Here is an 18,962-nt window from a genome sequence, read left to right on the forward strand (position 1 = left end):
TGGTCATCTCCCTTTTTATAATACTTTTTTTAGAAAGTTTTGGGTTCGTTCGTTTTTTGGATGATCAAAAATGTCTTCTGGCTGCCCTTCTTCTTGCACCACACCGTCATCCATGAAAATGACCCGGTCAGCTACTTCTTTAGCAAAACCCATTTCATGGCTGACAACAATCATGGTCATCCCTTCTTTTGCCAAAGTTTTCATGACGGAAAGAACTTCTCCTACCATTTCTGGGTCTAATGCAGAAGTTGGTTCGTCAAACAACATCACATCAGGATCCATCGCTAGGGCTCTAGCAATAGCAACCCGCTGTTCTTGACCACCGGAAAGACTTGCTGGGTAACTTTCAGCTTTATCCGTCAAACCAACTAAGTCCAATAGTTCGTATGCTTTTTTGTTGGCCTCATCCGAACTTTGCCCTTTTACTTTAATTGGACTAATTGTAACATTTTCTAGAACTTTCATGTGCGGAAATAGGTTAAAACTTTGAAATACCATGCCCATTTTTTGTCGTAATTGGTCAATATTATTCTCTTTAGCTAAAAGATCATTACCTTCAAATAGAATAGTCCCTTCTGTTGGTTGCTCTAATAAATTCAAGCAACGTAGAAAAGTACTTTTTCCACTTCCCGAAGGACCAATAATAACTACCACTTCACCTGATTCAACGTTCAAATCGATCCCTTTTAATACTTCATTTTCACCGAATTTTTTATGCAGGTTTTCTATATTAATCACTTGTCTTCATCCTCCTTTCAGCGACACCCAATAGACGAGAAAGCGTAAACGTCAATACAAAATAAATTAACGAAACAATTAAGTATGGCAAGAATGGTTTAAAACTTGCTCCTTGTACATTCCCCGCTTGGAAAATCAACTCAGAAACACCGATAACTGAAATAACCGATGACTCTTTAATGACTGTAACGAATTCATTACCTAAAGCCGGCAAAATATTCTTAATTGCCTGCGGGAAAATAATGTAGCGCATCGCTTTTGTCCGGTCCATACCAAGTGAACGGGCAGCTTCCATCTGTCCTTTATTTACGCCATTGATTCCTGCACGGATAATTTCAGCCACATAAGCTGCACTATTGAGTGACAGTGCAATACAACCAGCCACAAAACGTGACAGATCAAGACCTAAAATACCTGTGCCGAAGTAAACAATAAATATTTGCACTAGCAAAGGCGTTCCGCGCACATATTCAATATAAATGGAGGCAAGAGCTCTTAAAATTTTTATAGAAGATAATTTCATTAAAGCAAAGATGGTTCCTAAAATAATACCGAAAATGACACCGACAATAGCTAACAGAATCGTGTAACCAGTTCCTGATAGATAGTAAGGATAATACTCTTCAAAGAAACTTTGGTCTTCATCAAACATCAGATTATTGGCTTCTTCTTGATACCCCTCTAGTAAATTTTCGTCATTAATTGTTTGAATAGAGCGATTAATATTTTCGGAAAGTATAGGTGAATCTTTAGGCAATGCAACGGCTGATTGTTTAGCACCGTCCTCAAATTCTACATTAGAAAATGCCAAATCATCATTTTCATCTACATAAGCTTTAGCCACTGGCCCTTCTAATACAGCACCGTCAACCTTTCCATTTTTCAAATTCATCACGACATCCGGAATTTTTTGTAAAGAAGTAACTTGCGAGCCTTCTAATTCCGTGTTGGCTAATTCTTCTTGTGTCGTTTGTTTTTGAACACCAATAGGAACTCCTTCAAATTGATTAACATCAGTATACTCGTCTTGATCTTCTTCTCGTACAACTAATCGTTGTTGTGAATTCATATAAGGATCAGAAAAGTCCACTTCTTGTAAACGTTCAGGAGTTGGTGACATGCCTGAAATAATCAGGTCAATTTTCCCCGTGTCTAATGCGCCCAATAGAGCATCAAAACCCAGCTCTTCTATATGGAGATCAACGCCCATATCATCTGCAATTTTTTGCGCGATAGAGACATCAAAACCTACAATTTCATCCTCACCGTCTACTGTTGCATGAAATTCATAGGGCGCATAGTCAGCTGATAATCCAACAACTAACTCCCCACGTTCCATAATAGCATCATAGCGCTCGTCTTGTTGCTCTTCTTCCGCAGATGCTTGTACAGTCGGAAACAGCTGAGCAAACAACATGAGAAACGGGATGAGCACTAAAAATAACTTTTTAAACTTTTTCATTTGCTATCTACCCTTCTTATTAATAATAATTGCATAAAAATTCATTTCTTGGTTGGGATTATCTTATCATAGATTAAACAAAAGGAAAAGGTATTTTTAAAATTTTATTTTTATTCATAAATGTTGTATATATAAACTGACATAGATCACTTGATTTAAAAACAAAACTGCTATATATTAAATAAATGTGTCCGTAATTAATACATGAGAAACAAATTTATTCATTGATTATACAAAAAACATAGATGAATAAAGATACAAAACTATAATAGATAAAAGAAAGGAACTAACTATGCAACAATTGATCGTTCGAGGAGCACCGCAGATTTATGAATGTACAGCAAAATCTTGGGAAAAGCTTCCCTATTATTTAGATGAATGGAAAATCAAACGTGTGTTGGTTTTGCGTGGAAAGGATTCCTGGAAAGCCGCTCAACCTTTCTTCCCAGATTTAGGTAATTATACTGTTTATGAAAAATATTATGGCGGAGAATGCACGGATGAAAAAGCCGATGAACTTGTTTCTATTATTATGCAAAATAATATCGAAGCTGTCATTGCCTGTGGAGGTGGTAAAGTTTCTGATCTAGGAAAAACTACTTCTCATAAAGCGGAGCTTCCCATTTTTATTATGCCGACGTTAGCAGCCACTTGTGCTTCTTACAGCTCTTTAAGTGTCATCTATAATTTGGATGGTTCAATGAAACGATATGAAATGTTTTCTATTAGTAGTGCCGCGGTATTGATTGAACCAGCAGTTATTTTGAATTCACCCCGTGAACTGATGATTGCCGGCATTGGTGATACTTTAGCCAAATGGTATGAAGCAGCGCCCATGATCGAACAATTAGCTTATCAACCGCCTGAAATCCAAGTAGCCTTATTTGCTGCTCAAAGATGTCGCGATATTTTGTTAAGAGATAGTAGCCAAGCACTGGAAGCTATGCAGACTTCTACACTTAATCAAGCGTTTCAAAATGTCATTGAAACAAACATTTTACTAGCTGGAATGGTCGGTGGTTTCGGCGATGATTACGGCCGCACATCAGGAGCACATTCAATCCATGATGCGTTAACTATTTTACCTGAAAGCCATCAGACCTTACATGGTTATAAAGTTGCTTATGGCATCTTAGTTCAATTAATGATTGAAGATAAAAAAGAAGAGCTTACGCGTTTACTGCCTTTTTATCACCAATTGAACTTACCGACTTCTTTAAAAGATATGGGCCTTGACTTAACAGAGGAAGGTTATCAACAAGTAGCCGTCCGCGCGACCCTACCATGGGAACAAATCCATTACTTAAAAGAGGAAGTAACTCCGCAATTGGTTGTTGCTGCGATGAAAAAAGTTGAAAATTTAAGTTAAAAAGCAGAGCTGTGATATAAGTTCTTTTGATAAAAGAATATCCGAACTATAGTGAGATCACTTCTGCGATTACCCGTCGCAAATTAAATCTCATCAAATATAGTTCGGGTATTTTTGGCTTGTTTTTACTTAGGTCACAGCTTCGTTTCGTATTTGAATGAACAATCTTCCAGGTGGTCATTGATCATACCAATTCCTTGCATAAATGAATAAATGATTGTCGGTCCTACAAATTTGAATCCTAATTTTTTAAGTTCTTTACTAATTTGGTTTGATAGATCGGTAGTTGCTGGTACTTCAGAGAAAGTTTGCCAATGGTTAACAATTGGTTTATCTTCGACAAAAGACCAGATATAAGCAGCAAAACTACCATAGTTTTCTTGCACTTTCAAAAATATTTGTGCATTATTAACAGCAGCTCGTATTTTCAAGCGATTCCGAATAATTTGTGGGTTAGCCAGCAGTTCAGCAATTTTATTTTCATCATAATGTGCAATTTTTTGGTAATCAAATTGATCAAAAGCCGTCCGAAAATTTTCGCGCTTGTCTAAAACTGTGGACCAACTCAATCCTGCTTGCATACTTTCCAACACAAGTAATTCATAAAGTTCCTTTTCATTATGCGTAGGCTTGCCCCACTCATGATCATGGTAGTCTTGCATTAAAGAGCTTGTTGCAGCCCAATCACAACGAATAACCATTATTTGTCCCCCTTTCTTCTAGTCTATTCCGACTTTTTCGCTTCTACGCTCCATTAATACCGAATCGCGCCATACACCATATTGATCTTTTCCTAATTTCTCACGGTAACCTACTTTGCGAAAACCACATTTTTCATGCAAGCGTTGGCTCCCATAATTATTAGCAAAAACGTCAGATTCTAACGTCCAAAAACCGATTTTTTCCGAATAATCGATTAAATGATTTAATAAAGTCGAACCTACGCCTTTTCCTTGATAGTTGTTATCGATATAAATACTCACTTCTGCTACACCGTTATATTCAGGGATCGTATACGCTTGTTTTAAAGTGGTCCAACCAGCGATCTGATCCCCATCTAATAGTACAAAACGCCCCTCTTGCAAACGTTCTTGATCAAATTCTTCATAGGACAGTTCTTCAACTGTAAATGTTGCTAAATTTGTTTCCATTCCTTGTCGATAAATATTATATACAACAGACCAATCTGTTTTTTCCATTTCACGGATTTTATATTGCATAAATACCTCCTTGTTACACGATATCTATCTATTATTCTATAGAACCACAAAAAAAGCAATCATACTCTTCTAATGAAAGAGCGTGATTGCTTTTAATTGCCGAGTAAAATTCAATCAGCTATTTTTTGATTTATTCTAACCCTTTTAAGGCTTCTCCGATTTTAGTATCCCCATTGATGACATCAAACTCTTTTTTACGCGTGTCATCATCAGCTAAACTTGCGATAATAATTTGCGCCACGTCACTGCGGGTAATTTCGCCACTTTCAACTAGTGTTTTTGCTAATTTGATTTTACCTTTAGGTTCATCATCTGAAAGAAGACCAGGGCGCACAATCGTATAGTCTAGTCCACTATTTTTTAACCATTGGTCTGCATAAAATTTTGCAGGATAATAGGGTCCTAGTTTATCTAGCCATTCAGGGCGTGGATCTTCTAACCATTGTTGACTACCAAGTGCACTAACAATAACAAAACGATCAATATTGGCATCTTTTGCTGCTTCTATAGCTTTTACTGCACCATCTAAATCAATAAACATCGTTTTATCTGCTCCAGTGTTGCCTCCAGAGCCAGCTGTGAATACGATAGCATCGGCGTCTTTTGCTGCTTGTGATATATCACCGACAGAGCCTTCTAAATCAGCTAAGACCGCTTGTACCCCTTGTTCTTTGAAGTTTTCTAACTGTTCTTTTTTACGCACCATTGCAATTGGCGTATTATTATCAGATTCTTGTAGTTTTTCAACCACGATTTTACCAATGTTACCATTTGCTCCAATAACTAATACATTCATTAAAACATCTCCTCTTTAGTTGATAATTCAATCATAACATTGAAATGCTTATTCTTGCTAATTATTGCGTTTGTAGCATGTGTCAGTCAATTTAGAACAATAGGTTCCAACTTCTTACGTCCGAAAAGCCGGGGGTTGTATCTCAAATATAACCCCTGAAAAGACAAAGATAGAGAAAACATTCGAGAAACAGTACCCATCATTTGGGAAATATTGAAAAAAATAGAAAAATCGTTTACTCTCCCTGATATAAAAAGTTTTTTCACTAAACCTTTTATAAGAAAAAACCTAAGAAAACAACTGTGTATCACGGTTGGTTTGTTTATTCTATTATTACTAACGCTTGAAAGCCAGCGTCTTATTACATAAAATGTTAAAGCTATTCTGTTTTTAAAAACCAGTTAAACTTCTTTAACAATAAAGCATGAAGGCCGTTGGTTTAAATATTTATCTTTCCAACTTATTCCAAGTTTCTCCCATTTAGTTGCTTTTTTTTCCAAACGATAAATCCCATAATTATTCATCGCATAAAATACACCTGGACTTGTTGGATCGGCTGCTAGATTATGAATCGACGAGCTGTTTTCCGGTAACCCAGCTGTTATATCAGCCCATGGATGATTACCTTGTTTGCGATAGATTGCTGAATACTCAGAAAGGCTATGAGCGTGTGCTGCGTTCTTTGCTGCAGAAATGATACGATCATAAGGATTATTAGGATTAACCACCATATTGTAGGCGTACGGATGGTTTTCTAACCCTGCGCTCATATACTGCCAGCTTTGGCCTTCATCATCACTTTCTGCATATGAATGGCCTTTTTTATGCACGCCATCTCCGCAAGCTGCGTAAAGTTTTCCAGGAGATTTCGGATGCGCAAGTAGCGTATGGATGTCTATAGGACTGTTTTTAGTTCGATCAATCCAAGTTGTTCCATGGTCTTTAGTGCGAATAAAGGCGCCGGCTTCAATGGAAATACTTAAGTGCTCTTCATTTAAATAGCTTGGTGTAATCCAGCGCACATAATGCGTATACGGACGTGGCGGAAAGCTCCAATTCCTTTTTGAAGGAAGCGTCTGAATACCCGTAAATTCATACCAAGTTGCTCCTTTATCATTTGAATAATAAAGCATACTCGGTTCCGTGCCTGCATAAACGATATTATTTTCGCTTGTCTTTTTAGATGGACTTACAGCAACGGAAGTTACCCTTTCAGAGCGAATTCCTAACTGTTCTTTTTGACCAATTTTTGCCCAGTTATCTCCCCCGTCTTCACTTTTCCAAAGACCATTATTACTAGTACCACAATAAATAACGCTTTCATTTTGCGGATCAAAAGCTAATCTTGTCGGTTGCAAACCGGTTAAGCGAGAAAAAGTAGTATATCCATTGGGCGTTTCTTTAGCGATAAGTAACTCCTCATCCATACCTAAAAAAAATTCTTTCATTGCACTTCGCCTCCTTAGTGTTATCCCTTATCTTTTGCATAACTAATATAGCTAACTATCCAACCTTCTTTGTTTCATTATATTATAAATGGTAATGAGAAAGTAGGAATAGGTCCCTCTTGTTTTTCTTTTTTCCAACAAAACGATATAATAAAATCAAATTAAAAAACAAGGAGGAAGTTATGCTACTTATTATTGATATGCAAAATCAGCTACTTGATTTATCGTATGAATCATATAATATAAATATTTATCAACTACTACCCAAAATCGCTCAACGTCTAAAAAAAGCTAGATTGGAAAACGAACCTGTTATTTTTACCAAAGATATTCCTATCGAATATGCAAATAGTGAACAAGCCAATCATTCTAAGTTTAAATTGCTTCCTGATTTAAAACCACTACCTAATGAATTAGTGATCATTAAGCATTCTTATAGCATGTCACCAGAAAATTTATTACAGATAAAAAATAAATATAAACCCCAATCAGAAAAGATCGAACTAGTCGGTGTAGAAACAAATTTATGTATTTTAGCAAACACTATTACTTTACAAAGTACATTTCCTACCTCTAAATTTGTCATTGACACTGCTCTAATTTCTGGTCGAGAACACGAGATCACAGCATTAAACTTACTGCTTGATTTTAAAGTGAGGATCAAACGATAAAAATTTCTTTGGTAACAATTTGTTTAATAAAAAGTAGCCAAGCAAATTTAGCTGAGAGAGTATTCATCAAATTATTGCATTTACTTTGCTAGAAATACGGTTTTTTCCAGTAGTTGGAATCCATTTTTCAGATAAAAGCTTTCTGAGGGAAATCCTTTATCTGTGTTTAAGATGATAGCGTTCATACCTTTCTTTTTTATATCCGTTTCTATAAGAAATAGAAATTCACTTCCCACACCTCTTCCTTGGAAGTTTGTCTTCACACAAAATTGATCAATATAGTACTCCATCCCTTTTATCCAAGGTTTCTTTGTTCCTATACTTAAGGCGATAACCGTATTATTTTCCTTTAAAACATAGCCTACAAAATAATTATTGTTGATATGATTTTCAAAAAAAGTAAATACTTGTTTTCTAGATTCATATACATCGTTCCAAGGTTCTTTTGAAAATGTAGCAATAAATAAATCAACGCACTCCTCTATCACATTTTCATCTAGTGGACATAATTTTGTTTCGTTTTCCATATTCTTTTTCCTCCCAAAACGTTTTGTGCCATTAATTCGACGACATTTTGCGTTTTTCTATCGATGCTTCAGTTTTTAATAAAGAATAAACATAAAATTCCACAATATATGAATACAAACCGAAGGGATAATATTTTTGTTTTTTACAAATATAACACTAAATAAAAAACTTAGTAAGAAAACGTTGATAAAACTGTCTGAAAGAAAAAATTCTACAAAGGTATCATTAGTTCCAACTTTTTCAACTACATATTAGCTTCGTTTTTATTAGGAATAAAGTTCATCAAATATAACTTTTTCATTTCCTTACCTCATTTTAATATGTTTTAAACATAAAAAAAGACGCTTCTTTTTACAGAAACGTCTCCTAATTTTGAAAACTAATGTTTTTGTAGAACCATTACCGTCTCTACATGATGGGTTTGTGGGAATAAATCAACAGGTTGAATGCTGTCGGTAAAGTACCCACTTTCTGCGAATACTTTTAAATCTCTTGCCATTGTTGCTGGATTGCAAGAAATATAGACAATCTTTTCTGGGTTCATCTCACAGGCAGTTTCAATAAATGACTGATCTAACCCTTTACGTGGTGGATCGACAAAAATCACGTTCGGTTGAATTCCCTCTTTTTGCCATTGAGGCATAATAGTTTCGGCTTTACCAGCTATATATTCTGCATTATTTATATCGTTAAGTTTCGCATTTTCTTGGGCGTCTACAACTGCTTGTTTGATTGTTTCCATACCGTAGACATGAGCAACTTGATCAGCTAACGATAAACCAATCGTTCCAATTCCAGAATAAGCATCAACGACAACGTCTGATTTTTTTAAATCAGCTAAATCAAATGCTTTTTGGTATAAAACTTCAGCTTGTTGTGTGTTTACTTGGTAAAATGATTTAGCAGAAATACGGAACGTTTTCCCAAGCAATTGATCATAGATGAAATTACGTCCTAACAAAACTTTTTCTTCCGCACCTAAAATTACATTGGTTTGTTTTGGATTAATATTTTGAATAATAGAAACGACTTCTGGCAGCTTCTCTTGGATTTTTTGCGCAATTTTTTCTCCTTGGAAGAAGTGTTCTTTGCGCGTCACTAGTACCACCATCATTTCATGAGTTTGATACCCACGACGAATAACAATATGACGCAAAAAGCCGCTATTATTTTTTTCATTATAAACTTTTACTTCAAATTGCTGCAAAATTTCACGAATGACCACAATAGCTGCATCAATCGCTGGATCTTGAATATAAAAATGGTCAAGTGGTACTAGTTCATGACTATTTTTCCGATAAAAACCTGTCTGCAACACGCCATCGATTTTACGTACCGGGATTTGTGCTTTATTGCGATAACCAAAAGGCTGCTCCATGCCTATTGTATCTTTGACCTGAATGTCAGGCATTTTGGCCGTTTTTACAATGACATTTTTCACTTGTTCTTGCTTGAACTCTAATTGTTGTTTATATTGCAAATGGCTAAGTGGCGCAACGCCTGTACGAAGTAAGTCTTCATTTTCGACTGCTTGTCGATAAGGGCTCTCTTGAATAAGGGTGAGAACTTTACCAAAGCCAAACTTCTTACCAACTTTGAGAACTCTTATGCGAACTTTTTCTTGAGGCAAGGCATTTTCAATAAAAATCGGATACCCCTCTATTTTAGCAATACCCATACCTAGATGAGTTAAATCTACGATTGTTACTTCTAATTCTTGATTTTTTTCAATTGGAAAATCTTCCATTCATTTTCTCCTTCATACTTAAAGTTGCCAGTGAAACAAGACAAGAGAGACTGAGATATAAGCCTCCAACAGTGATCACTTCCCAAATAGTGGGAACCTTGCTCTTTTAATCCTATAGGTTCTCGTCGCAAAGAACTCCCTAAAGATTAGAGCACCCAATTTTTTCGTGAATCATTGCTAGAAATAACTTATTTCCCAGTCTCTCAAAAGAACAAGACTCAATCTTTTTTGTCTTCATCAATTTCTTCATCATTTAAGCGTTCTACTTCTTTGATGAATCCTTCGCTGATTTTTTCTAGTTCTTCTTCAGTTGATACAGCACTATCAGGTATTTCATCCACATCGGCAAATATTTCAATATGTTGGTGTAGATTTTCAAACGTCATAGGTGCATCGCCGCCATATTCACCATCTAAATTAATCATTAACCGTTTTTGCGATTGCGGAACAGCAACTTCTAATTTTGTGGTTTTAGTGTAAATAATCCGTGGATCTTTTACATGTTTACCGTTTCTAAGCATAATTGCTACAAGATGTAAAATCTCGAAAATATTGGCAGTTTTTACGATAATCAAAGAAAATTTACCATCATCAAGTTTTGCGTCAGGGACAATTTGTTCAAATCCACCAACTGAATTGGTCAGCCCTAAAAAGAACATCGATGCCTTGCCATCATATTCGCCTTCATCAAATTTAAGATGCATTTTGATAGGCCTAATTTGTGGCAACAATTCTGCACCTTTAGCTAAATAAGCCAGATAACCAAACACTCGCTTCAAATCTGAAGGAACTTCGTAAGTTAGTTCGGTTAAATGTCCACCTGCTGCGATGTTAATAAAATAGTTTTCGGGCGTTTTTCCGATATCCATTTTGATTGTTTGATTTTTTAAAATTACTTCAGCTGCAGCTTTTACGCTATCGCGTGGAATTTTCAACGCTCTGGCATAATCGTTGGTAGTTCCCCCTGGAATAATCGCCATTTTAGGACGATTAATTAAAGGAGCTATTCCATTAACTACCTCATTGATAGTTCCATCACCACCAGCTGCCACAATTAAATCAAAACCAGCTTGGCCTGCTCGTCTAGCTTCATTTTTGGCAGAATAAGGGATCGAAGTAGTTGCAAACGCACTTGCTTCATATCCTGCCTTTTCTAGAACAGCTAGGATATCTGCTAAGTTTCTTTTTATTAATTCTTTTCCTGAAGTTGGATTATAAATTACCCGCGCTCTTTCCATGATTACCTCTTATCGTTTCTCTAATTCTTCTTTTAACAATTTGTTTACAACGCCTGGATTAGCCTTTCCTTTGGTTGCTTTCATTATTTGACCAACTAGAAATCCTATCGCTTTATCTTTTCCGTTTTTAAAGTCATCAATCGATTGTTGATTATTGTCCAAAACGTCATTAATAATTGGCAATAGCTGTGCTGGATCTGATAATTGGATCCATCCATTGGCTTCTACAATTTCTTTTGCATGGCCGCCTTTTTCGATTAGTTCTTGAAAGACTTTTTTAGCGATTTTTGAACTAATTGTACCGTCACTAACTAATTGTATCATGCCTGCTAAATTACTTGGTGTCAACTGGGTATCGGCTAGCTCTAATTTTTCGCTGTTTAAGTAGGCTGAGACATCACCCATCAGCCAATTTGAGACTTGTTTAGCATCAACACCTTGTTGCAAGGTTTCTTCAAAGAAATCAGACATCTCTTTTGATAAGGTTAATACCATCGCATCGTATTCTGGTAATTCAAATTCGTTAATATAACGTTCACGACGCTCTTTGGGCATTTCTGGCAATCTTTCTTTTACTTTATTGATCCACGCATCATCAATTTCAAAACGCGGAATATCTGGCTCAGGGAAATAACGGTAGTCAGAAGAACCTTCTTTTACACGCATCAATACAGTTTTTCCTGATGCTTCATCAAAACGACGCGTTTCTTGTTGTAATGAACCGCCGGATAATAAAAGTTTTGCTTGGCGTTTTTCTTCAAAAGCCAAACCCTTTCTGACAAAGTTAAGCGAGTTTAGATTCTTCAATTCTGTTTTGATCCCAAACTCTTCTTGACCTAATGGTCGTAATGAAATATTGGCATCACAACGCATTGAACCTTCTTCCATTTTTACATCAGAAACCCCTGTAAATTGAATAATTGAACGCAAAGCATCCAAATAAGCATATGCTTCTTCTGGTGAACGCATGTCTGCTTCTGAAACTATTTCAATTAACGGTGTTCCTTGCCGATTCAAATCAACGTAAGAATATCCTCCGATACCGTGCATATTTTTCCCAGCATCTTCTTCCAGATGGACACGTTCAATACGGATTTTTTTCTTTTGGCCTTCTACTTCAATTTCAATCCAACCATCATGTCCGATGGGTTCGTCAAGTTGGGAAATTTGATAAGCTTTTGGATTATCTGGATAGAAGTAGTTTTTGCGATCAAAATGAGTTTCTTGTGAAATATCACAGTTCAGTGCTAAAGCAGCTTCCATTCCGTATTCCAAGGCGGATTTATTCATAACAGGTAAAACGCCAGGATAGCCCCAATCGATAACATTCGTATTACTGTTAGGTTCTGCCCCAAAATGAGCAGGAGCGGGAGAAAAAATCTTCGTATTGGTTTTTAATTCTACATGGACTTCAAGTCCAATCACAGTTTCGAAGTTCATTTATTTGCTCCTTTCAATATTTCAGGTTTCTTAGCATGAAAATCAGTTACTTGTTCAAAAGAATACGCTGCTTTATACATTGTATCTTCGGCGAAATGATTACCAATTAATTGCAGACCTACCGGTAAATCATTGGAAAAACCACAAGGAATGGACATGCCGGGAAGACCAGCTAAATTCACTGGGATGGTTAGAATATCACTGGTATACATAGTCACTGGATCATCAATTTTTTCACCTATACCATATGCAACAGTAGGTGTTGTTGGACCGATAATCAAATCATAGTCAGCAAATACTTTTTTAAAGTCTTCTCTGATTAATGTACGAACTTGTGCCGCTTTTTTGAAATACGCATCAAAATAACCCGCACTCAAGGAAAATGTCCCTAACATAATCCGGCGTTTGACTTCATCGCCAAAGCCTTCACTACGTGTGTTAACATACACATCTTCCAAAGTTGCTGCGTTTTCACTACGATAGCCGTAACGAATACCGTCAAACCGTTGTAGATTAGAACTTGCTTCTGAAGAGGCAATGATGTAATAAACAGCCACGCCATGTTTTGAATGAGGTAGACTAACCTCTTCTACTGTAGCACCTAGCGACCGAAAAGTATCAGCTGCTTTTAAAACAGCGTCTTTAACCTCAGCATTCACGCCTTTATCCAAATATTCTTTTGGTAAAGCAATTTTCATCCCTTTAATATCGTCACCTAAATTGGCAGTAAAATCTGGCACACTGCTGCCAGAAGAAGTACTATCTTTTGGATCAAAGCCACTAATTGCGTTTAATGCTAGCGCATTGTCCTTAACACTACGCGTAAGTGGACCAATTTGGTCTAAAGAAGAACCAAAAGCGATTAATCCAAAACGAGACACGCGACCATAAGTTGGTTTCATGCCGACAATACCATTAAAAGCTGCTGGTTGGCGGATGGAGCCACCGGTATCACTACCTAAGGAAAGTGGGATTTGGCCGCTAGCTACTGCTGCTGCTGAACCGCCTGAAGAACCGCCTGGAACTTTCGTTTGATCCCAAGCGTTTTTTGTTTCTTTAAAATAAGAATTTTCCGTGCTACCACCCATAGCAAACTCGTCCATATTTAATTTACCAACAGCAATCATATCAGATTGATAAACTTTTTCCATTACTGTGGCGTCATAGATCGGTTCAAAGTTATATAACATTTTTGAGGCAGCTGTTGTCAAAAGATCTTTAGTGACAATATTATCTTTGATTCCAATAGGAATACCTGCTAAAATATTTTCTTCGGTAATTCCTTTTTCATCAATCGCTTTAGCCATTGCTAAAGCTTTCTCTTCATTTAAGGTAATGAATGAGTCAATCGCTGATTCTGTTTCATTGATCCGATCAAAAGTTTCTTGAATTAATTCAACGGCTGTAATTTCTTTTGAAACAAGTAAATCATGTAATTCTTCCAAACTTTTATCATAGAAATTTGCCATTATGCGCCACCTTCCTTGTCATCAATAATAGCTGGCACTTTGATAAAGCCGTTTTCTGATTCCGGCGCATTTTTCATTAAAGCATCTCGGCTAGTACCCTTTACCGCTTTGTCTTCTCTTATCACATTGATTTCATCAGTGATATTGGATGTAAGTGCAACGTCTGTTGTGTCCACTTCTTCTAGTGTTTCAAACATATCAATAATTTCACCTAATTGTTCGGTAAATTGATGTAACTCATCTTCTGAAAAAGATAGTTTTGCTAATTTGGCTACATGGTCTACTTGTTCTTCACGAATCGCCATAATATCCCCCTCAATTATTCTTAATTATTTATTTACAGGTTGTTTTCACTGTATTATATCACTTTATTGAAAATCATTGAATAATTATCATGAAAGTTTTAGATTTGTTATTTATTTTTTTACTTATACAGAACTGTTCTCAAATGCCTCAATCATTTGATCTTCATTCCATACCGTAACACCTAGCTCTTGTGCTTTGCTTAATTTACTACCGGCATCTTCGCCAGCTACAACGATATCTGTACTTTGAGAGACACTGCCAGTTACTTTGCCACCTAGACCTTCAATTTGATTTTTAGCTTCGGGCCGTGTATAACGATTTAATTTACCCGTTAAAACCACCGTCTTATCTTTAAAAGGAGATTCGATTTTTTCCATTTCGCTAGATGTCTTTCCTAAGTAATCAAAATTAACGCCCGCTTTTTCTAATTTAGTAAGCAATTCATGCACTTCTTTTTTAGAAAAATAAGTAACTACGCTGTCTGCGATCGTCTGTCCAAGAGTATAAAGTGAGTTAATCTCTTCAGCTGAAGCTTTTTTTAAAGCATGAACCGTTTTAAAATGTTCAAGTAAAATTTTAGCTGCTTTGCCGCCTACATGCCAAATGCCTAATCCAAAGACTAAGCGGTCACTGGAGCGCCCTTTACTTTCAGAAATAGCAGTTAATATGTTATTGGCCGATTTTTCTTTGATCTTATCAAGCGTTAGCAAATCATCTTGTTTCAGATAATATAAATCTGCCACATCTTTAACTAAGCCTTTTTCATACATCTGATTTAATATTCGTGGGCCTAAACCATCGATATTCATCGCATTTCTTGAAACAAAGTGGTTAAGTCCTTCTTTGATTTGGGCTGGGCATTTCGGATTAATACAACGCAAAGCGACTTCTTCATCTAAATGAACCAAATGACTACCACAGATTGGACAATTTTCTGGTGCATGGTAAGGTTCGCTTTCGTCACTACGCTCTTCAAAAATCACATGCGATACTTCCGGAATAATATCACCAGCTTTATAAATCACCACTTTGTCGTTTATCCGAATGTCTTTTTCCTGAATATAATCATCATTATGCAAGCTAGCGCGACTTACCGTCGTTCCTGCTACTTTTACTGGATCCATAACCGCAGTAGGCGTTAAAACGCCAGTACGCCCAATCGTCCATTCAATATCTTTAACCACTGTTTGAGCCTCTTCTGGCGGAAATTTATATGCGATTGCCCAACGCGGTGCTTTAACAGTATAGCCTAAGTCTTCTTGTTGCTCAAAAGTATTCACTTTAATCACTACACCGTCAATTTCATAAGATAAATCCGTTCGTTTTTCTTGAAATTCTGCAATATAATCCCAAACTTCATCAATTGAATGGCACAGTCTACGTTCTTGGTTTGTTTGAAAGCCTAAATCTTCTAGTTCTTGTAAAGCATCAAATTGCGAGGATGAATCCAAAGGAGCGGTATCAGCAACTGAATATAAAAAGGTACTTAGATTACGCTTGGCGGTCACTTTGGAGTCTAATTGTCGTAAACTTCCAGCCGCAGCGTTTCTAGGGTTTGCAAAGACATCTTGCCCTTCTTCTTCTCTTTGTTGATTTAAACGCATAAAAGATCTTTTGGGCATGTAGCACTCTCCTCGAGCTTCGAGGGTCACTGATTTTTTTAATTTTAATGGGATTGAGCGGACAGTTTTGAGATTTTCGGTAATGTCTTCTCCCACTGAACCATCACCTCGAGTTGCCCCTTGTACTAATTTCCCATCTTCATAACGCAAAGAAATAGAGAGCCCATCAATTTTTAGTTCACATGTATAAGTAACTTGATGCCCTAAAGCTTTTTGTACACGTTGATCAAATGCAGTAATGTCTTCTTTATTAAAAACATCGTTCAAACTATACAAAGGGACATCATGGACAACTTTTTTAAATCCTTCAAGTACAGGACCACCTACCCGTTGTGTAGGAGAATCTTCAGCAACTAATTCAGGATGCTTGTTTTCAATTTCAACCAGTTCTTGGTATAAAGAATCGTAGACAAAGTCTTCAACACTAGGTGCATCTTTTACATAGTATTCATAAGAATATTGGTTCAATTGTTCTCTTAGTTCTCGTGCTCTGTTAACAACTGACTCTTCGACCACTTTGGTTTACCTCCTTTATTCTACTTTTTCAATTGGCGCAAAAGCTGCCAAAAACCGTTTAATTCCCATGTTTGGAAAAGCAATATCGAGTTCTATATCCCGTTGGTCGCCACTGACTTTTACTACAGTCCCCATACCCCATTTTTTATGTTTTGCTTTATCTCCAATCTGCCAATCTTTAATTTCAGCAGCTGCAGGTCGTTTGGAAGAGACAGTTTTACTTCCGTTATCCTTTTTAGTTGCCAACCGATTACTACTTTCGCGGTTTCCCGAAATTCGTTGGTTCTTGTAAACTACTGGATGATCAGAGGTCAATAATTCTGAGTCGATTTCTTCGACAAAACGAGAAGGATGATTATATTGCGTTTTACCGTACAGCATCCTGGAAAAAGCGTTCGTTAGATATAATTTTTCTTCTGCACGTGTAATCCCTACATAAGCTAAGCGCCGCTCTTCTTCCAGTTCACTTTCTTCCATTAAAGCACGGGAAAGTGGGAAAATATTTTCTTCCATCCCAATCAAAAAAACGACCGGAAATTCTAAGCCTTTTGCTGCATGTAAGGTCATCAAAGTGACTTCTGAGCTTTCTTCTTCGTATTGATCAACATCAGATAATAAAGATAAATCATTAAGAAAGACCGTTAATTTGTTTTCAGGGGCTTCTTTTTCTTCATCGGCTAAATTGTCATATTGTTTATCAAAATCTTGTGTAACTGTTAGAAACTCGTCCAAGTTTTCCAGACGTGCTTGAGCTTCTAAGGTGTCTTGAGCTTTTAATTCATCATAATAGCCGCTTTTTTGCAGTACCTCTTCAGTCAGCTCAGTCATTGATAGATAAGGAATCATTTGATGGAAATCAACCATCATATCGCCGAAAGCTTTCAATTTTTTCATTACTTTGCCACTTATATTTGATAACTCAACATTTTCTGTTGCTTCCAAAAGCGGCATGCCGTTAAAGTCAGCAAAATCACTTAATTTTTCCATCGTTCCAGGGCCAATTCCACGTTTAGGTACATTAATAATACGCGCTAAACTTAGCGAGTCAGCAGGATTAGCAATCGCGTTTAAGTAAGCTAAAATGTCTTTAATTTCTTTACGATCGTAGAATTTATGACCACCGACCATGGTATAAGGAATATTGGCCTTTAGTAGCATTTCTTCGACTACCCGCGACTGTGCATTCGTGCGGTATAGGACTGCAAAATCGCCATATTTTTTCCCTTCTGCTTCCATTGTTTGTTGGATGTTTTCTATAATAAACTGAGCTTCATCTCGTTCAGAATCTCCACGATAATAAGTAATGGCTTGACCTGCTGTATTATCAGTCCATAAGTTTTTATCCTTACGATTTTGATTATTTGTGATGACTTGATTGGCAGCCTGTAAAATATTCTGCGTAGAACGGTAGTTTTGTTCTAAAAGGATCGTTTGCGCTTCAGGGTAGTCTTTTTCAAAGTCTAAAATATTTTGCATATCTGCCCCTCGCCAACCATAAATACTTTGGTCAGCATCGCCTACTACGCAAAGGTTTTTCAAACGTTTAGCTAAAAGGTTAACTAGAATATATTGGGCATGATTCGTATCTTGATATTCATCCACATGGATATATTGAAACTTATTTTGATAAAATTGTAAGACTTCGGGACTCTTGTCAAATAACGTAATAGTATTCATTATCAGATCATCAAAATCCATGCATTGGTTTTTATGCAATTCTTTTTGGTAAACTTCATAACAGCGCCCCACGATTTCTTCAAAATAACTGCCTTGCATTTTCTGATAGTCTTCTGGAGTAAGTAAGGCGTTTTTGGCATTGGAAATATTTCCTAAGATTGCACGTGGATCGTATTTCTTAGGATCAATATTGAGCATTTTCAAGACATTTTTCATTAACGTCCGTTGTTCTGCTGCATCAATGATAGTAAAATTTTGCGAATAACCGATTTGCTCAACGTCTCTGCGTAAAATCCGGACACACATTGAATGAAAGGTGGACACCCAAATATCTTCTGCTTGTTTGCCCAACAGCTCTCTAACCCGTCCTTTCATTTCTTTAGCTGCTTTATTGGTAAAAGTGATCGCCAAAATATTCCAAGGATTCACACTTTTTTCTTCAATTAAAAAAGCAATGCGATGGGTTAATACGCGTGTTTTTCCACTGCCAGCGCCGGCCATTAAAAGTAATGGACCTTCTGTAGTCGTGATGGCTTCTGCTTGTCTTTGATTCATATTTGCTAATAATTCTTTTTGGGATGGCATTAAATAAACACCCTTTCTTTTTCAATCCTTTTAATTATAGCACGTTCTTTCCTTCCAATAAACCGAACAAACTGAACCACTAAACATCAGAATCACAAGTTTTTATTTTTACGATAATACTATTAAAACT

At 36.6% G+C, this 18,962-nt stretch carries 17 protein-coding genes; 2 read left to right on the forward strand and 15 right to left on the reverse strand.

The window, feature by feature from the left end; genetic code table 11:
• Positions 1–15: 15 nt before the first annotated feature.
• Both C7K43_RS03520 and C7K43_RS03525 read right to left on the reverse strand, forming a co-directional pair.
• A complete protein-coding gene (locus C7K43_RS03520) occupies positions 16–738 on the reverse strand; it encodes an amino acid ABC transporter ATP-binding protein (RefSeq protein ID WP_124005591.1) in 723 nt (240 codons plus the stop codon).
• Positions 731–2,200, reverse strand: a complete 1,470-nt coding sequence (locus tag C7K43_RS03525) for an ABC transporter substrate-binding protein/permease (RefSeq protein WP_168711986.1) — start codon at positions 2,198–2,200, stop codon at positions 731–733. Before C7K43_RS03525 ends, C7K43_RS03520 begins: the two co-directional genes overlap by 8 nt.
• 292 nt (positions 2,201–2,492) lie before the next feature.
• Here C7K43_RS03525 and C7K43_RS03530 point away from each other — a divergent pair, with 292 nt between their 5' ends.
• Positions 2,493–3,569, forward strand: coding sequence for an iron-containing alcohol dehydrogenase family protein (locus tag C7K43_RS03530; RefSeq protein WP_124005592.1), 1,077 nt, complete (start codon positions 2,493–2,495; stop codon positions 3,567–3,569).
• A gap of 134 nt (positions 3,570–3,703) precedes the next feature.
• On the opposite strand, the gene C7K43_RS03535 is transcribed toward C7K43_RS03530, so the two are convergent.
• The 4 genes from C7K43_RS03535 to C7K43_RS03550 form a co-directional block, all read right to left on the reverse strand.
• Positions 3,704–4,270, reverse strand: a complete 567-nt coding sequence (locus C7K43_RS03535) for a DNA-3-methyladenine glycosylase I (protein ID WP_124005593.1) — start codon at positions 4,268–4,270, stop codon at positions 3,704–3,706.
• 18 nt (positions 4,271–4,288) lie between these two features.
• On the reverse strand, positions 4,289–4,789 hold the full coding sequence (locus tag C7K43_RS03540; RefSeq protein ID WP_124005594.1) for a GNAT family N-acetyltransferase: 501 nt from the start codon (positions 4,787–4,789) through the stop codon (positions 4,289–4,291).
• Between the two features lie 130 nt (positions 4,790–4,919).
• Entirely contained in the window at positions 4,920–5,585 is a 666-nt protein-coding gene (locus C7K43_RS03545) for an SDR family oxidoreductase (RefSeq protein ID WP_124005595.1), read from the reverse strand.
• 401 nt (positions 5,586–5,986) lie between these two features.
• Complete coding sequence (locus tag C7K43_RS03550; protein WP_124005596.1) at positions 5,987–7,033, reverse strand: WD40/YVTN/BNR-like repeat-containing protein; 1,047 nt, start codon at positions 7,031–7,033, stop codon at positions 5,987–5,989.
• 182 nt (positions 7,034–7,215) lie between these two features.
• Between C7K43_RS03550 and C7K43_RS03555 the strand changes: the two genes are divergently transcribed.
• Entirely contained in the window at positions 7,216–7,704 is a 489-nt protein-coding gene (locus C7K43_RS03555; RefSeq protein WP_124005597.1) for a cysteine hydrolase family protein, read from the forward strand.
• Positions 7,705–7,784: 80 nt separating this feature from the next.
• Here the strand turns inward: C7K43_RS03555 and C7K43_RS03560 are convergent, their stop codons facing one another.
• From C7K43_RS03560 to pcrA, 9 genes are all read right to left on the reverse strand, one after another.
• Positions 7,785–8,231, reverse strand: coding sequence for a GNAT family N-acetyltransferase (locus tag C7K43_RS03560; protein ID WP_124005598.1), 447 nt, complete (start codon positions 8,229–8,231; stop codon positions 7,785–7,787).
• A gap of 75 nt (positions 8,232–8,306) precedes the next feature.
• The gene (locus tag C7K43_RS13725; protein WP_124007236.1) at positions 8,307–8,420 is read right to left on the reverse strand and encodes a CPBP family glutamic-type intramembrane protease; all 114 of its coding nucleotides are present in this window, start codon (positions 8,418–8,420) and stop codon (positions 8,307–8,309) included.
• A gap of 191 nt (positions 8,421–8,611) precedes the next feature.
• Entirely contained in the window at positions 8,612–9,979 is a 1,368-nt protein-coding gene (rlmD, locus tag C7K43_RS03570; RefSeq protein WP_124005599.1) for a 23S rRNA (uracil(1939)-C(5))-methyltransferase RlmD, read from the reverse strand.
• Positions 9,980–10,197: 218 nt separating this feature from the next.
• On the reverse strand, positions 10,198–11,217 hold the full coding sequence (locus tag C7K43_RS03575) for a diacylglycerol kinase (RefSeq protein WP_124005600.1): 1,020 nt from the start codon (positions 11,215–11,217) through the stop codon (positions 10,198–10,200).
• Between the two features lie 9 nt (positions 11,218–11,226).
• Positions 11,227–12,657, reverse strand: a complete 1,431-nt coding sequence (gatB, locus tag C7K43_RS03580) for an Asp-tRNA(Asn)/Glu-tRNA(Gln) amidotransferase subunit GatB (RefSeq protein WP_124005601.1) — start codon at positions 12,655–12,657, stop codon at positions 11,227–11,229.
• Positions 12,654–14,126, reverse strand: coding sequence for an Asp-tRNA(Asn)/Glu-tRNA(Gln) amidotransferase subunit GatA (gene gatA / locus C7K43_RS03585; protein WP_124005602.1), 1,473 nt, complete (start codon positions 14,124–14,126; stop codon positions 12,654–12,656). The genes gatB and gatA overlap by 4 nt, the downstream gene beginning before the upstream one ends.
• On the reverse strand, positions 14,126–14,431 hold the full coding sequence (gene gatC / locus C7K43_RS03590) for an Asp-tRNA(Asn)/Glu-tRNA(Gln) amidotransferase subunit GatC (RefSeq protein WP_124005603.1): 306 nt from the start codon (positions 14,429–14,431) through the stop codon (positions 14,126–14,128). Before gatC ends, gatA begins: the two co-directional genes overlap by 1 nt.
• Positions 14,432–14,554: 123 nt before the next feature.
• On the reverse strand, positions 14,555–16,570 hold the full coding sequence (gene ligA / locus C7K43_RS13305; protein ID WP_186810693.1) for an NAD-dependent DNA ligase LigA: 2,016 nt from the start codon (positions 16,568–16,570) through the stop codon (positions 14,555–14,557).
• Positions 16,571–16,585: 15 nt separating this feature from the next.
• Positions 16,586–18,832 carry a DNA helicase PcrA gene (pcrA, locus tag C7K43_RS13310; protein ID WP_186810694.1) on the reverse strand — a complete coding sequence of 749 codons (2,247 nt, stop codon included), beginning with the start codon at positions 18,830–18,832 and terminating at the stop codon, positions 16,586–16,588.
• Positions 18,833–18,962: the final 130 nt, after the last annotated feature.

The organism is Tetragenococcus koreensis (assembly GCF_003795145.1).
Classification (GTDB): domain Bacteria; phylum Bacillota; class Bacilli; order Lactobacillales; family Enterococcaceae; genus Tetragenococcus; species Tetragenococcus koreensis.

What these genes read in the sequence shown, in the direction of transcription:
- C7K43_RS03525 (WP_168711986.1), bottom strand. Translation starts at nt 2,200, where the DNA reads ATGAAAAAGTTTAAAAAGTTATTTTTAGTGCTCATCCCGTTTCTCATG.
- C7K43_RS03530 (WP_124005592.1), top strand. Translation starts at nt 2,493, where the DNA reads ATGCAACAATTGATCGTTCGAGGAGCACCGCAGATTTATGAATGTACA.
- C7K43_RS03535 (WP_124005593.1), bottom strand. Translation starts at nt 4,270, where the DNA reads ATGGTTATTCGTTGTGATTGGGCTGCAACAAGCTCTTTAATGCAAGAC.
- C7K43_RS03540 (WP_124005594.1), bottom strand. Translation starts at nt 4,789, where the DNA reads ATGCAATATAAAATCCGTGAAATGGAAAAAACAGATTGGTCTGTTGTA.
- C7K43_RS03545 (WP_124005595.1), bottom strand. Translation starts at nt 5,585, where the DNA reads ATGAATGTATTAGTTATTGGAGCAAATGGTAACATTGGTAAAATCGTG.
- C7K43_RS03550 (WP_124005596.1), bottom strand. Translation starts at nt 7,033, where the DNA reads ATGAAAGAATTTTTTTTAGGTATGGATGAGGAGTTACTTATCGCTAAA.
- C7K43_RS03555 (WP_124005597.1), top strand. Translation starts at nt 7,216, where the DNA reads ATGCTACTTATTATTGATATGCAAAATCAGCTACTTGATTTATCGTAT.
- C7K43_RS03560 (WP_124005598.1), bottom strand. Translation starts at nt 8,231, where the DNA reads ATGGAAAACGAAACAAAATTATGTCCACTAGATGAAAATGTGATAGAG.
- rlmD (WP_124005599.1), bottom strand. Translation starts at nt 9,979, where the DNA reads ATGGAAGATTTTCCAATTGAAAAAAATCAAGAATTAGAAGTAACAATC.
- C7K43_RS03575 (WP_124005600.1), bottom strand. Translation starts at nt 11,217, where the DNA reads ATGGAAAGAGCGCGGGTAATTTATAATCCAACTTCAGGAAAAGAATTA.
- gatB (WP_124005601.1), bottom strand. Translation starts at nt 12,657, where the DNA reads ATGAACTTCGAAACTGTGATTGGACTTGAAGTCCATGTAGAATTAAAA.
- gatA (WP_124005602.1), bottom strand. Translation starts at nt 14,126, where the DNA reads ATGGCAAATTTCTATGATAAAAGTTTGGAAGAATTACATGATTTACTT.
- gatC (WP_124005603.1), bottom strand. Translation starts at nt 14,431, where the DNA reads ATGGCGATTCGTGAAGAACAAGTAGACCATGTAGCCAAATTAGCAAAA.
- pcrA (WP_186810694.1), bottom strand. Translation starts at nt 18,832, where the DNA reads ATGCCATCCCAAAAAGAATTATTAGCAAATATGAATCAAAGACAAGCA.